Genomic DNA, 14310 nt, shown 5'->3' with positions numbered 1-14310 from the left:
GGCTAGGAGGGCTCAAGCGGAGAGTAGGGGGGAAGGGTGGAGCTGCCGCTGGGGCCGGGCTGGGTGTAGGAAAACTGGGAAAGCTGCTGGGCTTGCATCTCTAGCCGTTGCCGGTGCAGCAACTCCAGCTCACCGCCGTACTCCTGGATCTTGGAAAGTTGCCGCAGGTACAGAGAGCGAAAGACATTGGAGATCAGCAAGGTGGGAATAGCCACAATTAACCCGAAGGCCGTCGAGTAGAGGGCCTCGGCAATTCCTTGTCCCACCCCCTGGGTATTGGTGCCGCCAATATCCCCCAGTTGGATGGAGCTGAGGATCTGGATAATGCCAGTCACAGTGCCCAAGAGGCCTAGGAAGGGGGCAACGGTAATCACCGTGTCGAAGAGGGTGTTAAAGCGTTTCAGCAGGGGCACTTCTGCCGCCAGGGCTGTCTCTAGGGCCAGTTTAAAGTCCTCAGGGCTGGCTTCGTTGAGCTCCAGGGCGGCCAAAAAGATGCGGGCAATGGGGAGATCCGCATTCTGCTCCAGCAGGTACTGGGCGGCTCTGGGGTTGCGGCGGTACTGGCTGAGGGCTTGCCGCACCACCTCCTCCTGTCGGTGGGTCACCTTCCACCAGAACAAGGCCCGCTCGAGACAACAGGCCACCGAGAGAACCGAGAATGTCAACAGGGGGATGGAATAGTACCAACCCTGGATCAGGAGCTGCAAGACTCTGGCCATACAACCCCGACGACTCACGCCCCTCTTGTCATAGCACTTTCCCAGCAAGGCTGGGATCCCCTTTTGCCCACTTGACGCCAAGCTGCTGATTTAAGGCGTGGAATCAAGAGGCTGCTGGTGTATTTTTTGTTTGAGGGAACCAACAACCTATGCCTGCTCAGCCCTTCCCCCCTGTGGCGCTTCTCAGTGTCTTTGATAAAACTGGCCTGATCCCGCTGGCTCAGGCCCTCGTGCAGGAGCACGGCTTTCAGCTGCTCAGCAGCGGAGGCACCGCCAAGGCGCTTTTAGAGGCCGGGATCCCGGTCACCCCTGTTTCAGACCATACCGGCGCCCCGGAAATCTTGGGGGGACGGGTGAAAACGCTGCACCCCCGCATTCACGGGGGCATTCTGGCCCGTCTGGAGCGCGGCGAAGACCGGGCAGATCTGGAGGCCCTAGGGATCCCTCCCATCCAGTTGGTGGTGGTCAATTTCTATCCTTTCGAGCAGACGGTGGCCCGGCCAGGGGTGTCGCTGGAGGAGGCTTTCGAGCAGATTGACATCGGCGGGCCCACGCTGGCGCGGGCGGCAGCCAAAAACTATCCCCACGTTACCGTGCTCACCGATCCCAGCCAGTACCCTCAGTACTTGCAATTGCTCTCTAGCTCCTCCAGCGAGGCGGAGCGGCTGGCCTTTCGCTTCCAGTGTGCCCGCCGTGCCTTTGAGCGGGTGTTGAGCTACGACCGTGCCATTGTCCACTACCTGGCCTGCTCCGAGCTGTCCCACTCCTCTCCAGCTCCTGCAGCCGCTGCCGCAGAGGTTTTTCAACTGCAAGGGATCCCGTGGCAGCGCCTGCGCTACGGAGAAAACCCTCACCAAGCCGCCACCTGGTATGTGGTGGATGCGGCTGCTCCCGGCTGGCACCGGGCCAAACAGTTGCAGGGGAAAGAGCTGAGCTACAACAACCTGCTGGATCTGGAGGCGGCCCGCGCCCTGGCGGCAGAGCTCAGCCTAGGGCTGGCCAACGGCCCTAGGCCAGCGGTGGCGGTGATTGTCAAGCACAACAACCCCTGTGGGGTAGCCGTTCGCCCAACTCTGGCTGCCGCTTTTGAGGCGGCTTTGGCCGCCGATCCCGTCTCCGCCTTTGGGGGCATCGTTGCCCTGAACCAGACGTTGGACAGGGAGACTGCCCAGCGCCTGGCGGAGCCTTTTTTGGAGTGCGTGGTTGTCCCGGCCTGCCCACCTGAGGCAGCTGAGCAACTGGCAGCCAAAAAGAACTTGCGGCTTTTGGTTTTGCCGGACTTTGAGGTTGGGCCAACCCAAAACCTCCGCACACTGGCGGGGGGTTTTCTGGTGCAGGAGGCCGACTTGCCCCAGGAAGCCGACCGCCGGCAGTCCTGGCGGGTGGTGAGCGAGCGCCAGCCGACACCGGAAGAGTGGGCGGATCTGGAGTTTGCCTGGATAGTTTGCAAATACGTCAAATCCAACGCCATCGTCGTTGCCCGGCAGGGGCAGACCCTCGGCATTGGCGCAGGCCAGATGAACCGGGTGGGCGCTGTCGAGATTGCCCTTCGCCAGGCCGGCTCGCAGGCAGCAGGAGCGGTTTTGGCCAGCGACGGCTTTTTCCCCTTTGCCGACAGTGTGGAGGCGGCAGCCCGTGCTGGGATCCGCGCCATCATCCAGCCGGGAGGCAGTCTCCGCGATGCCGATTCCATTGCTGCTGCCAATGCTGCCGGCATCGCCATGGTCTGCACTGGCATCCGTCACTTTTTGCACTAGGGCAGACCCCAAGCTCTGGCCCGCTCCGCCAGCCAGCCCTCGGCGCGCAGGTTCTCCAGCTCGCGGCGCACCCGCAGCCGCAATTCAGCATGCTCCAGCCCCTTGGGCAGGGCAATGCCCAGCCCCACCGCCGCCAACGGGGATCCCAAAAACTGAAACTGGGGGTGCTCCGCCAGCCACCCCGCCAGCACCGAGCGATCCGCTGCCCAGACCTGTACCGCTCCTTTTAGGAGCAACTCCGCCCCTTCCCGGTAGGAATCCACCGCCACCAACTCAACCCCTGGGAGGTAGCGCTGCAGGTAAGCAATAGCAGCCGATCCGCGCAGGACGGCAATCCGCGCGCCGCCCACCTCCGACCAGCTCGTCCAGTTTTGGGAACGGGCCACAACCAAGCTGGAGCCATCCAGGTAGTAGGCCGAGGTCAACTCCACCTGGCGCGCCCGATCCGGCGTGATGCCAATTTGGGCAATGGCCAGATCCACCCTCCCAGTGGCCACTGCCTGCAGCCGCTCCCCATTGCTCACCGGCACCAGCTCCACCGCCGCCGGGGATCCCAGCAGCCGGGACCCCAGCTCGCGGGCTAGGTCAATCTCAAATCCCTGCAGCTTGCCTTCGGCATCGCGAAACCCCAAGGGCCGGAGGTTGTCTTTGACCGCCACTCGCAACTGCCCCGACCGAACAATCTCCAGCCAGGGGCGGGCAGCAGCAGGGATCCCCATCCCCCCGCCAGCTAAAGCTAGGCTGGCCGCCAAGCAAACCTTCCCGACCGCCGTGGCCAACGGAGACCGCGCTTCCATTAGGAGGCGCGAGCCTGGCGGGCTGCCTCCACCACTTGGGCAAAGGCTTCGGGATCCAGGAAAGCCAGGCGGGCCAACATTTTACGGTTGAGCTGGATATTGGCTTTCTTGAGGCCGTCGATGAACTCACTGTAGCGCAGGCCCTGGGCACGGGTGGCGGCGTTGATGCGGGCAATCCAGAGGCGGCGAAAATCCCGCTTCTTGCGGCGGCGATCCCGGTAGGCGCTGCGCAGCGCCTTCATCACCTGCTGGTTGGCAGTGCGAAACAGCTTGGAGCCGGCTCCGCGAAAGCCTTTGGCTAGCTTGAGGATCTTCTTACGACGCTTGCGGGCAACATTGCCGCGTTTGACTCTCATGGCAGTAACCCAATACAGATACCGAGGCCAACAGAGCTTGAGACTTCCAGCCTGCTGTGGCGAGGGCTCACCCTAGGCTGAGGGGGTGGATTCCCCCTAGTGGGTGTTGGGCAGCATCAGGCGCACATTGACCAGATCCTGCTTGCTCACCAAGGCCACACCCGCCAACTTGCGTTTGCGGTTGCTGGTTTTGTGCTCAAGTAGGTGGTTGTGCCCGGCTCGGCGGCGCAGGAACTTGCCGTTACCAGTGAGGCGAAAGCGCTTAGCGGCTGCCTTGCGGGTTTTGATCTTGGGCATGGCGATAACCCCAGAAATGGCCAGGGGAAAAGTCACAGTCTCCTAGCATAAGCTAGGGAAGTCCAAGAAAGCAAATGCCGCAGTAGCCTCTTTCTGTCCCAGACTCGCCAAGAGCCCTCAAAAACCCTTCTCTTGCGGCTCCAAGAGCAGCACCTGCCAGCGCAGCAACTGCTGCAACTGCGGCCAGCTCAGGGGAGAGTCTAGGCTCTCTTGAAGGGCTTGGACGGTGCGGATCCCGTCCACCTGCTGCAAAAAGGCAAAGGCCTCCTCGCTGAGGGAGATGGCCTCGTAGGCGTAGTTGAAGAGGCTCCGCCCTGGCCACAGACCCAGGCAGGGGCTGAGGTGAGCCACTGCCGCGGCCACCTCCTCTGGATGGGTCCATTCCCAGCGGCAAATGGGGGGCTTGCCGAGAAACAGCTCGTAGTGGGCCACCACCGGATCCAGCAGCTCAATCAGGCGGTAGCGCTCCAGCTCCGGCAGTTGAGCCGCCTGGGCTAGTAGGGCCTCATCCTGGCCCAACACCCGCTCCAGCCGCCAAAACTCCGGGTTGGAAAAGCGCAGAAACTGCAGTCCGGAGGCGCGGATCAGCTCAAATAGGGTCTCAATGTTGTAGTTCACCTCCTGCGGGTGCAGGTACATATCGGCAAAGCATTCGTCGTCCACGTTCTCGACGGCCCAGCGGGCCTGTTCCTGCTGCTGGATGCGGTTGCTTGCCGGCAGGATCTCGAAAAGACGGCGACCCACCTGGAGGGCCTTTTGCAATTGCTCTGGGGAAGCGAAGGGTTGGTGTTCAGAGCCGGTAACCAAGAGGCGGATGGCCTTCTGCATGAGGCGAATCTCATGGCGGCCCAGCTCGCCGTAGACAAACAAATGCAGGATTCCACCGGGAGCCAATTTGCTGGCCAGCGCCTGGAGCCCCGCTGCTGGATCGGGCAAGTGGTGGAGCATACCCACGCAGTTAATGAAGTCAAACTGCCCTGGCAGTTGGTCGATGTCGTAGACGTTGAGCTGGCGAAAGTGCACCGGTGGTGCCTGGGAAGCCCGACAGCGGGCCTCGGCAATCTCCAGAGCGCGGCTGCTTAGGTCAAAGGCCCAGATTTCGGCGTTGGGGTTTTGGTGGGCGATATACTCCGTCCCCACCCCAGAGCCGCAGCCAGCGTCCAGAATGCGCACTGGGCGGCGGCCTGGATGAGCACCTGTGCAGAAGGCATAGGCCTGGGGCCAGCTCCAGCGCCAGTTCCACCCTGGCGGGGGAACGGTGGCGATGGGCTGTGGCGGGAAGGGGTAGAGGTCGTAGAGCTGCCGCACTTGTTCGAGGATCTGTTCGGCGCTGCGGGACTGCATAGGCTCTCCGGCCAGACTATAGTGACGATATCTCCCCTGAGGACATTTCTCCCCGACGATCTATGGTTGTACGTCCTTCCCCTCCTCTGCAAACTGGCCTTACTTTCGACTGGATCAAGCTGACGGCTGAGCTCAAAAAAATTCTCGATCCGCAGCGAGTGATCAGCAAGCCGGAGGAGCTGCTGGTTTACGAGTGCGACGGGCTGACCAGCTACCGGCAAAGGCCGGCTTTGGTGGTGTTGCCGCGCACCACGGAGGAGGTGGCGCAGGTGGTGAAGCTGTGCAACCGCTATCGGGTGCCCTTTGTGGCCCGGGGATCCGGTACTGGCCTTTCGGGAGGGGCGCTACCCGTGGAAAATAGCGTCGTCATCGCCACCACCCTGATGAAACAGATCCTGGAGATTGACCTAGACAACCGCTGCATGGTGGTGCAGCCGGGGGTAATCAACGCCTGGATTACCCAAGCGGTGGCCGCCCAGGGCTATTTTTATGCCCCGGATCCCTCTAGCCAGTCGGTTTGCTCCATCGGCGGCAATGTGGCGGAAAACTCCGGCGGCGTCCACTGCCTCAAGTACGGGGTAACAGCCAACCACATCCTCGGCCTGACCGTGGTGCTGCCGGATGGGGAGGTGGTGCGCTGGGGGGGCAAGATCCCGGAGATGCCCGGCTACGACTGGGTGGGCCTGTTTGTCGGCTCTGAGGGCACCCTGGGGATTGCGACGGAGATCACCCTCCGCTTGCTCAAGGCGCCGGCTCAGGTGCAGGTCTTGCTTGCAGATTTTGAGAGCGTTGAGGCGGCAGGAGCCACTGTTTCCGACATCATCGCTGCTGGGATCATCCCCGCCGGCCTGGAGATCATGGACAACTTCAGCATCAACGCCGTCGAGGATGTGGTGCAGTTGGGCTGCTACCCGCGGGATGCGGCAGCCATCTTGCTGGTGGAGGTGGACGGGCTGGCGCTGGAGGTGGAGGAAGCTAGCCAACAGGTGAGGGCGCTGTGCCTCAAAAACGGCGCCCGCCAGGTGCAAGTTGCCTCTGACCCAGAAGAGCGGGCGCGGCTGTGGAAAGGGCGCAAGGCGGCCTTTGCTGCAATGGGCAAGCTCAGCCCCAACTACTACGTCCAGGATGGGGTGATCCCCCGCAGCCAGCTAGCCTATGTCCTCAAAGAAATTGAGCGCCTCAGCCGCGAATACGGCTACCGGGTGGCCAATGTCTTCCACGCCGGCGACGGCAATCTCCATCCGCTGATTCTCTACGACGAGTCGGTGCCGGGATCCCTGGAACAGGTGGAGAAGCTGGGGGGTGAGATCCTCAAGCTCTGCGTACGCCTGGGAGGCAGCATCTCTGGCGAGCATGGCATCGGGGCCGACAAGCGCTGCTACATGTCGGAGATGTTTACGCCCACGGATTTGGAGAGCATGCAGTGGGTGCGGCAGGTGTTCGACCCGCAGCATCTGGCCAACCCCGACAAGATCTTTCCCACCCCCCGCACTTGCGGCGAGGCGGCCCATGCCCACCGGCAACCGGAATGGCAAGGGATCCCTGTCTTCTAGCTGACCTGCCGCTGCTGCTGGAGCTCAGCGAAGGCCTGGGCAAAGTCCTCCTGGCCAATGACCAAGGCCTTGGCGTCTAAGGAGGCAGAAGTGGCGCGGTGGCGGCGAATGGCGGCAATGGCGGCACGGTTGCTTAACAAAGCCAGGTCGGCGCCGCTCCAGCCCTCGGTGCGCTCAGCCCACACCTCCAGATCCACATCTGGCCCCAGGGGGCGCCTGCGGTTGTGCACAGCCAAGATTTCCCGCCGTGCGGCGCGATCCGGCAGCTCCACACTCAGGTGCAGCTCCAGCCGGCCGGCGCGGGTGAGGGCGGGATCCAAACTCTCCTTGCGATTGGTGGCCGCCACCACCAAGACCCCCTGGCTGGAGCGGATCCCGTCCAGTTCGGCTAGGAGTTGCCCCAGGACCCGGTCGCTGACGCCACTATCGCCGGAGTAACTGCCCCGTGCCGGCGCCAGGGTGTCGATCTCATCGATGAAGATCACGCAGGGAGCGCATTGGCGGGCACGGGCAAAGAGTTCCCGCACCGCCTGCTCGGAGGAGCCCACCCACTTGCTCAAGAGCTCTGGGCCGGAGACGGCGATGAAGTTGGCCTTGGCCTGGGAGGCAATGGCCTTGGCCAGGAGAGTCTTGCCGGTGCCGGGGGGCCCACTGAGGAGGATCCCTTTGGGGGCTTGGGCCTGGGCCTGCTCGTACAGCTCCGGGTGCAGCAGGGATCCCTCGATGGCCTCCTGCAAAACCTGCTTGGCGTGCTCCAGGCCGCCAATGTGATCCCAGCTCACCTGGGGGGATTCAATTTCCACCGAGCGCAACACCGCCGGCTTCACTTGTTGCAGAGCTTCTTGAAAGTCCGCTGCCGTAACTTTTAGGGATTCAGGAATGGGGGATTCTAGATCCGGCACCTGGCGCCGCAAAGCCGCATAGGCGGCCGCCTGGCACAGGCCCCGCAGATCCGCGCCTACAAAGCCCAGCGTCTGATCTGCTAGGCTGTCCAAATCCACATCCTCTGCCAGGGGCATGCCGCGGGTGTGAATGGCCAGGATCTCCCGCCGCCCCTCCCGATCCGGCACCCTAAAGATGATCTCCCGGTCAAAGCGCCCCGGTCGCCGCAGGGCCGGATCCAAAGCTTCAGGTCGGTTGGTGGCTGCCAGCACCACAACGCCTTTTTGGGCCCCAAACCCGTCCATTAGCCCCAGCAGCTGGGCCACCAAGCGTTTTTCCACCTCCCCCTCGACGGTGCTGCGATTGGGCACAAGGGCGTCAATTTCGTCGATAAACACCAGACAAGGGGCAGACCTAGCCGCTTGCTCAAACAGCTGCCGCAGGCGCGCCTCCGCCTCGCCGTAGTACTTGCCAATCAGCTCCGGGCCCACGACGGCAATGTAGTTCACCCCCAGGCTCTCGGCCAGGGCGCGGGCCGTCAGGGTTTTGCCAGTGCCAGGGGGGCCAACCAACAGCACGCCACGGGGCGGCTCCAGCCCCAACTTAGCCAGTAGATCGGGCCGCTTGAGGGGAATCTCCACCAACTCCCGCAAGGCTTGCAGTTGTTCCTTAAGCCCCCCTACGTCCTTGAGGCACAACTTGGACCTTGACCCTGGGCGCTCGGCAGGGATTGTCCCAGCAGCCCCAGAGGTTTCCTGGAAGCGGGTTGCAGACATCCCTTGGGGCTCGCTGCTCCAGGAGGGATCCCCCGTCTGGGCGCTGCTGCGGCGACGGGGGATGGAGCCGGAAGGGGGGATAGAGCTGCCCAAAGGACGGGCCTGGATGCGCACCTCGGTTCGCAGCTCCCCCGTGTTTCTTTTCTCGTCCAGCTTCTGGGCTAGCTCGATAAGCTGCTCAATACCCTGGATAAAATTGCTTAGATCCGCCACAGCCGGGGTTTTCCGTCTACAAATAACCCACCAACAGAGGTTTTAGCCCATCCCTTGCTGGCTGAGGCTCTCCCCCCACCCAAAAGGAGCCAACTTTCAGCCAGGGATCTGGTCAGCCCCCGCCTAGGGAGAGCGGGACTCGGCCATGGCCGAGAGGGGGGAAGAGCTGGCGGAGAGCTTGCGCACCTCGGAGCAGAAAGAAGCCATGCTAAAGCCGCCGAAGCGCTTGACAATGCTAGTCCGCAGGCGGAGATTGGGGCTGGCAAACCAAATGCGCTCCTCCGACTCGGTCATTTCGTACTCGGTGTAGAGGGTGAGGGCGCCATCGGCTCCCATCACATAGGTACCCGCCACCGGCACTTTCTCAGCATAGCCCTGATCCCGCAGCAGTTGCCCCCGCATGGGGTTGTCAGGATCGGGAATCGGAACCAGCACCACATCGCCTTTGTACTCTTCGTTGTCCCAGTCCTGCTCCCCCTGCCACTGTACCCGTGCTGCCCCCACCGCCCGCTGCGGATCCACCTTGAACAGCTCGCAAACCCGAATGACAGCTGGATCGGTTGCCGCAAGGGTGGCAATTTGCAGCCGCGACCTCCCTCCTTCAGAGCGGCGAAAAGCCAAGTGATGGCTGGTGCGCTGACACATCCACTCGCCAGCGCTGAGGGCAAAAAACTCCATTACGGTCATCATGGCCGACGCGGATCCTCATCGATAACAACCGGGATTTGCCGATTCTAGCTTGTGCTGTAGCCGTAGATTTGCTCTTGCCGGCTCTGCTGTTTGTGCCAAAACTGCTCGGCAAAAGCCACCGTCGGGTGGAGGGGGGCGCGGGGTTTGCTGCGCAGAGGCATATTGGCCTCTTCAGGAGTGCGGTTGCCCTTGCGCTGGTTGCAGCGCTCGCAGGCCGTGACTACATTGTCCCAAGTGTGGGATCCCCCGCGAGAAAGAGGCACGACATGATCCAGGGTTAGGTTATGGGTGCTGCCGCAGTACTGACAGGTGTGGTGGTCCCGCCGCAAAACCTCCCGCCGGTTGACAGGGGGCACCCGCCAGGATCGCTCCTTGCCTTTGATGGTCAGGCGGATGTGCTCGGGCACCTCGATCACCTGGCTGGGGGAGCGCACTTTCCATACCGGCACATTCATCATCGCCAGCGGCTCTGCCTTGCCCGTCAGCAGCAGCACAATCGCCCGTCTAATGTTGACCCGGCTAATGGGCAAGTAGTTTTGGGAAAAGACAACAATCGACTGTTCTAGGACGTGGGTAGCAGCAGTCATGCCTTAGCTCTTCCATTTGCCGCCATTGTCCTGAGAAATCTGGCAAATGACAAGGTTTTCCCGCAGGGGGCCCCATCCAGGTGGAGCCCCACCATTCAACATTCCAGAGTTTCTTACGATCGGGAGGCGGACAGATGGGCTAGTATCCGGGTGATGGTTGGATCCCGTGCCTCCCATGACCCACCCGCTGTATGTTGCCCTGGTTTGGCACCAACACCAGCCCCTCTACAAAAGTCCGCTGGCAGGCAAGTATCGCTTGCCCTGGGTGCGCCTGCACGGGATCAAAGACTACCTGGACTTAATTTTGCTGCTGGAGCGCTATCCCCGCCTGCACCAAACGGTTAACCTAGTGCCCTCTCTCATTGTGCAAATTGAGGACTACGTGGCCGGCTCGGCCTTCGATCCCTATTTGGAGCTGACTTTATCTCCTGTCGAAAAGCTGACCCCGGAGCAGCGGCGCTTCATTGTCGAGCGTTTCTTCGACAGCCATTACCCCACCATGATTGAGCCCTACCCCCGCTACCGCCAGCTCTACGAACAGCGGGAATCGCAAGGGATCAACTGGTGCCTACAGTACTGGACAGCGCAAGACTTCAGCGATCTGCTGGCCTGGCACAATTTGTCCTGGTTTGATCCCCTCTTCCAAGAGGATCCGGAGATCGAGGGCTGGATTAAGATGGGCTCCGGCTTTACCCTGGCGGATCGGCAGCGGATCTACGCCAAGCAACAGCAGATCCTGGCTGCCATCCTGCCCCAGCACGCTAAGTTGCAAAGTAGCGGCCAACTGGAGTTGACCACTAGCCCCTACACCCACCCTATCTTGCCCCTGCTGGTAAGCGAGCGCTCGGCGCGGGTGGCCCGGCCCGGCTTGCCCCTGCCCCGCTACCCCTTCCACTGGGAGCAGGATGTCCACAGCCAACTGGAGCGGGCCAAGCAGATCTACCGGGAGCGCTTTGGCCGCGATCCGCGGGGGTTGTGGCCTTCAGAGCAGGCGGTTAGCCCCGCCATTGTCCCCATCGTCTGCAAGCAGGGCTTTGAGTGGATTATCTCTGACGAGGGAGTGCTGGGCTGGAGCCTGGGCCAGCCTTTCCACCGCGATGAGCAGGGCCATGTCCTTGAGCCGGAAAAGCTCTACCGGCCCTATCGTCTTGAGAGCGAGGCGGGGGATCTGGCGATTGTCTTCCGGGATCACCGCCTTTCCGATCTCATTGGCTTTAGCTACAGCACCATGCCTGCCGACGCTGCCGCCAAGGACCTCATTGGCCATCTGGAGAATATCCGCAACCGCCTGCCCCCAGAGCAGCCTTGGCTGGTCACCATTGCTCTCGATGGAGAAAATTGCTGGGAGTACTATCCCCAAGATGGCCGGCCCTTCTTGGAAAACCTCTATACCCGCCTCAGCCAACACCCGGCCCTGCGCTTGGTAACGGTCTCCGAGTTTTTGGATCAGTTCCCTCCCACCGAGTTTCTGCCAGCCGAACAATTGCACAGCGGCTCTTGGATTGAGGCCGACTTGACCACTTGGATTGGGGATCCCGTCAAAAACCGCGCCTGGGAGCTCCTGGCCCAAGCCCGCCAGGTGATCCAGGATCACCCTTACGCCACCCCCCAGGCCTGGGAAGCCCTCTGGGCGGCCGAGGGATCCGACTGGTTCTGGTGGTTTGGGGCGGGCCATTCTTCCGCCCACGATGCCGTTTTCGACCAGTTGTTCCGGGAACATCTACAGGCCCTCTACACCGCTTTGGGAGAGGCGGTGCCGGCGGCGCTGCAGTTTCCCCTCGAGGATCACGACGGGCTGGGGGATCGCCTGCCGCAGGGGTTTATCCATCCCACCATCAACGGTCGCCCCGCCGAACGGGAGTGGAGCCAGGCCGGGCGGGTGGAGATCGGCGCCGCTCGAGGAACCATGCACCGCAACAGCGTCGTCCGCCGCCTCTGGTACGGGTTCGATCACTTCAACCTCTATCTGCGGCTAGATTTTAGCTCGGTGGTGCAGCGGCCCAAGCAATTGCTGGTGCTCTGGTTTTATCCCAACCGCGTTACCGTCAACAGCCCCATTCCCCTGCAGGGATTACCCGCAGAAGCCCCCCTCAACTATCTCTACCGCCACCTGTTGAAGCTGTCGCTGCCGCCGCCTGGCACCGGCCAGCATCCCGCACCCGTCGAGACTCAGCTCTTGCAGGCAGGGGAGTACCATAGCTGGCACCCCATCAACCATCAGGTGAAGGCGGTGGTGGATGCCTGTTTGGAGGTGGCCATTCCCTGGAGCAATTTGGGTGCCCAGCCGGGGCAGGAGCTGCAATTTATCATCGTGGCCGCCGATGGCGAGACCTTCCAAGAAGGGATCCCCCCCAAGGCCACCATTGCCCTGCGCAGGCCCTAGAAAGCTGCTTGTTTCCAGATCTGCCTATGCAGCGCGAGCTCTATCCGCCCATCGAGCCCTACGATCACGGCTTTCTCCCCGTCTCTTCCCTGCACACCCTCTACTACGAGCAGTGCGGCAACCCGGCGGGCAAGCCGGTGGTGTTTTTGCATGGGGGGCCAGGGGGTGGAATCGATCCCCTCTACCGGCAGTACTTTGATCCCAGCCGCTGGCGGGTGGTGCTGTTTGATCAACGCGGCTGCGGCAAGAGCCGCCCCTACGCTGAGCTGCGGGAGAACACCACCTGGGATCTGGTGGCCGATATTGAGAGGCTGCGCCAGCACTTGGGCATTGAACGCTGGTTTGTCTTTGGAGGAAGCTGGGGCAGCGCCCTTGCCTTAGCCTACGGCCAGACCCACCCCCAGTCCTGCCTGGGGTTTATCTTGCGGGGGATCTTCCTACTCCGCTCCTTTGAAATCCGCTGGTTTTACCAGGAGGGGGCCAGCTACCTTTTTCCCGATGCCTGGCAACACTACCTCGAGCCCATCCCCCCCGAAGAGCGGGATGACCTGCTGGCAGCCTACTACCGCCGCCTCAACGACCCCGATCCTCAAGTGCGCCTAAAGGCAGCCCGCGCTTGGGCCATTTGGGAGGCCAGCACCAGCAAGCTGATCCCCAGCCCTGAGCTCATCGAGCGCTTTGGCCAGGAGAGCTTTGCCGAGGCCTTTGCCCGCCTAGAGTGCCACTACTTTATCCACCACGGTTTTTTGGAGGCGGAGGATCAACTCCTTAAGGGGGTAGAGCGCCTGCGCCACCTGCCGGCTGTCATTGTCCAGGGCCGCTACGATGTCGTCTGCCCTCCCATTTCTGCCTGGGAGTTGCATCAGGCCTGGCCAGAGGCGGAGTTTTACCTCATTCCTGATGCCGGCCACGCCATCACCGAGCCCGGGATCCGCACCGCCCTCCTGGCAGCCACCGATCGCTTTGCTCAGCTCTAAGAGCCTAGGATGACTTCAAAGCAGGTCTGCCATTTCCAGCACTAAGCCTCAGCCGGCCTCAAACTGGAGGGCATCGGGATCAACGTAGTAGCAGCGGGCATTGTCAGCACAAATGAGCGCCCAGCCGTTGCAGTTGGCATCGACTAGGACGTACTCTGATTGTGGGATAAAATGGCCTTGGTGGTTACGGGTCTCGCTCTTAACCTGAACTGTCTGCCGGTTCATTCCAACGTTCCTCCAACTCACGCTCAAAAAGACTTGAAAACAGCACCCCAGCTCGCTGCAAGCAGCAGCAAAGCCAGGCAAGAATTAGAGCCAATAAACCTACCCCTTTTGAGCTTCGGTAAGCTCGAGGGGAGGAAAGCTAAGCAATACCCTTGACTGGATAAGAGAAGTCTAGCACTGCCTCTCTGAGAATAGCGTTAAGAGTTACAGATTTAAGGTAAAAAGCTCTGGATTTTCGTAAATTCTTATTGCAAAATGGACTTGAGCCTATTTAAGCTTCTTCAGCTAATTGGCGGTGGATCTTGCTTACCTGCGGCCAATCGACGCCAGCAACCCGCTCAGGATCCCCACCTGTTAGTAGCCTGTCTAGAGCTAGCCGCTGGGGGTGTGGGGGTGGATCAGACTCAGGATAAAGATGGGGTAGAAGGGCCTTCCCGGAGTGTCTACCAGATCCCGTTGAAGTGAGAAGGCCGCGCTCTATGCGTTGGTAGGAGGGTGGCTGAAGCTCGCTGTAGGGCAGGTGGGGTGGCTCTCAGGGTGCTTTTGGCCTGTCCCTCTAGAAAGACAAGTCCAGGCTGCTGCCTTCGGGGATCCTGCAATGCCTTGGCGGCTTCCCCTGCCTTGTAGCGCCGGATATTCCTATTGGGGGCAACATGAACTACCCCACCGCGTAGGCAGGTGGGGTTTCCTCACCCGCTTGACAGCAGAGCTTTTGTCTCTTCTTCTGCCCCAGTTGCTTCATAGATCCCGTGTA

Annotated in this window: 13 protein-coding genes; 4 read left to right on the top strand and 9 right to left on the bottom strand. The window is 61.6% G+C overall.

The features are described 5' to 3' along the window. Window positions 1–2: 2 nt before the first annotated feature. Window positions 3–695, bottom strand: a complete 693-nt coding sequence (locus tag NW830_RS08010) for a MotA/TolQ/ExbB proton channel family protein (protein ID WP_414361815.1) — start codon at window positions 693–695, stop codon at window positions 3–5. A 173-nt stretch (window positions 696–868) separates the two neighbouring features. On the opposite strand from NW830_RS08010, the gene purH reads away from it, so the two are divergent. Further along, window positions 869–2476, top strand: a complete 1608-nt coding sequence (gene purH, locus NW830_RS08005; protein ID WP_414404659.1) for a bifunctional phosphoribosylaminoimidazolecarboxamide formyltransferase/IMP cyclohydrolase — start codon at window positions 869–871, stop codon at window positions 2474–2476. Here the strand turns inward: purH and NW830_RS08000 are convergent. From NW830_RS08000 to NW830_RS07985, 4 genes are all read right to left on the bottom strand, one after another. Further along, on the bottom strand, window positions 2473–3255 hold the full coding sequence (locus NW830_RS08000) for a transporter substrate-binding domain-containing protein (RefSeq protein WP_414404658.1): 783 nt from the start codon (window positions 3253–3255) through the stop codon (window positions 2473–2475). The genes purH and NW830_RS08000 overlap by 4 nt on opposite strands. 17 nt (window positions 3256–3272) lie before the next feature. After that, a complete protein-coding gene (rplT, locus tag NW830_RS07995; protein ID WP_414404657.1) occupies window positions 3273–3629 on the bottom strand; it encodes a 50S ribosomal protein L20 in 357 nt (118 codons plus the stop codon). 96 nt (window positions 3630–3725) lie between these two features. After that, window positions 3726–3926 carry a 50S ribosomal protein L35 gene (rpmI, locus tag NW830_RS07990; RefSeq protein WP_414361819.1) on the bottom strand — a complete coding sequence of 67 codons (201 nt, stop codon included), beginning with the start codon at window positions 3924–3926 and terminating at the stop codon, window positions 3726–3728. Between the two features lie 117 nt (window positions 3927–4043). Beyond that, complete coding sequence (locus tag NW830_RS07985; RefSeq protein WP_414404656.1) at window positions 4044–5270, bottom strand: class I SAM-dependent methyltransferase; 1227 nt, start codon at window positions 5268–5270, stop codon at window positions 4044–4046. 62 nt (window positions 5271–5332) lie between these two features. On the opposite strand from NW830_RS07985, the gene glcD reads away from it, so the two are divergent. Further along, entirely contained in the window at window positions 5333–6823 is a 1491-nt protein-coding gene (gene glcD / locus NW830_RS07980) for a glycolate oxidase subunit GlcD (RefSeq protein ID WP_414361795.1), read from the top strand. Here glcD and NW830_RS07975 read toward each other — a convergent pair. The 3 genes from NW830_RS07975 to NW830_RS07965 form a co-directional block, all read right to left on the bottom strand. Beyond that, a complete protein-coding gene (locus tag NW830_RS07975) occupies window positions 6820–8694 on the bottom strand; it encodes an AAA family ATPase (RefSeq protein ID WP_414404655.1) in 1875 nt (624 codons plus the stop codon). The two genes, glcD and NW830_RS07975, sit on opposite strands and share 4 nt — an antisense overlap. A 123-nt stretch (window positions 8695–8817) precedes the next feature. After that, window positions 8818–9381, bottom strand: a complete 564-nt coding sequence (locus NW830_RS07970; protein WP_414404669.1) for a phycobiliprotein lyase — start codon at window positions 9379–9381, stop codon at window positions 8818–8820. A gap of 47 nt (window positions 9382–9428) precedes the next feature. Continuing rightward, window positions 9429–9971 carry an HNH endonuclease gene (locus NW830_RS07965; protein WP_414361800.1) on the bottom strand — a complete coding sequence of 181 codons (543 nt, stop codon included), beginning with the start codon at window positions 9969–9971 and terminating at the stop codon, window positions 9429–9431. 175 nt (window positions 9972–10146) lie between these two features. On the opposite strand from NW830_RS07965, the gene NW830_RS07960 reads away from it, so the two are divergent. Both NW830_RS07960 and pip read left to right on the top strand, forming a co-directional pair. Continuing rightward, window positions 10147–12354: a glycoside hydrolase gene (locus NW830_RS07960; RefSeq protein WP_414404654.1), complete on the top strand. Its 2208-nt coding sequence runs from the start codon at window positions 10147–10149 to the stop codon at window positions 12352–12354. 26 nt (window positions 12355–12380) lie between these two features. Further along, window positions 12381–13331, top strand: coding sequence for a prolyl aminopeptidase (gene pip / locus NW830_RS07955; protein ID WP_414404653.1), 951 nt, complete (start codon window positions 12381–12383; stop codon window positions 13329–13331). A gap of 48 nt (window positions 13332–13379) precedes the next feature. Here the strand turns inward: pip and NW830_RS07950 are convergent, their stop codons facing one another. Then, on the bottom strand, window positions 13380–13556 hold the full coding sequence (locus NW830_RS07950; protein WP_414361807.1) for a hypothetical protein: 177 nt from the start codon (window positions 13554–13556) through the stop codon (window positions 13380–13382). Between the last annotated feature and the right edge of the window lie 754 nt (window positions 13557–14310).

It is taken from the genome of Synechococcus sp. OH30 (genome assembly GCF_047462175.1).
Lineage (GTDB): Bacteria > Cyanobacteriota > Cyanobacteriia > Thermostichales > Thermostichaceae > Thermostichus.
The sequence above is the reverse complement of the archived record's forward strand: the minus strand, read 5'-3'. Positions and strand labels throughout refer to the sequence as shown.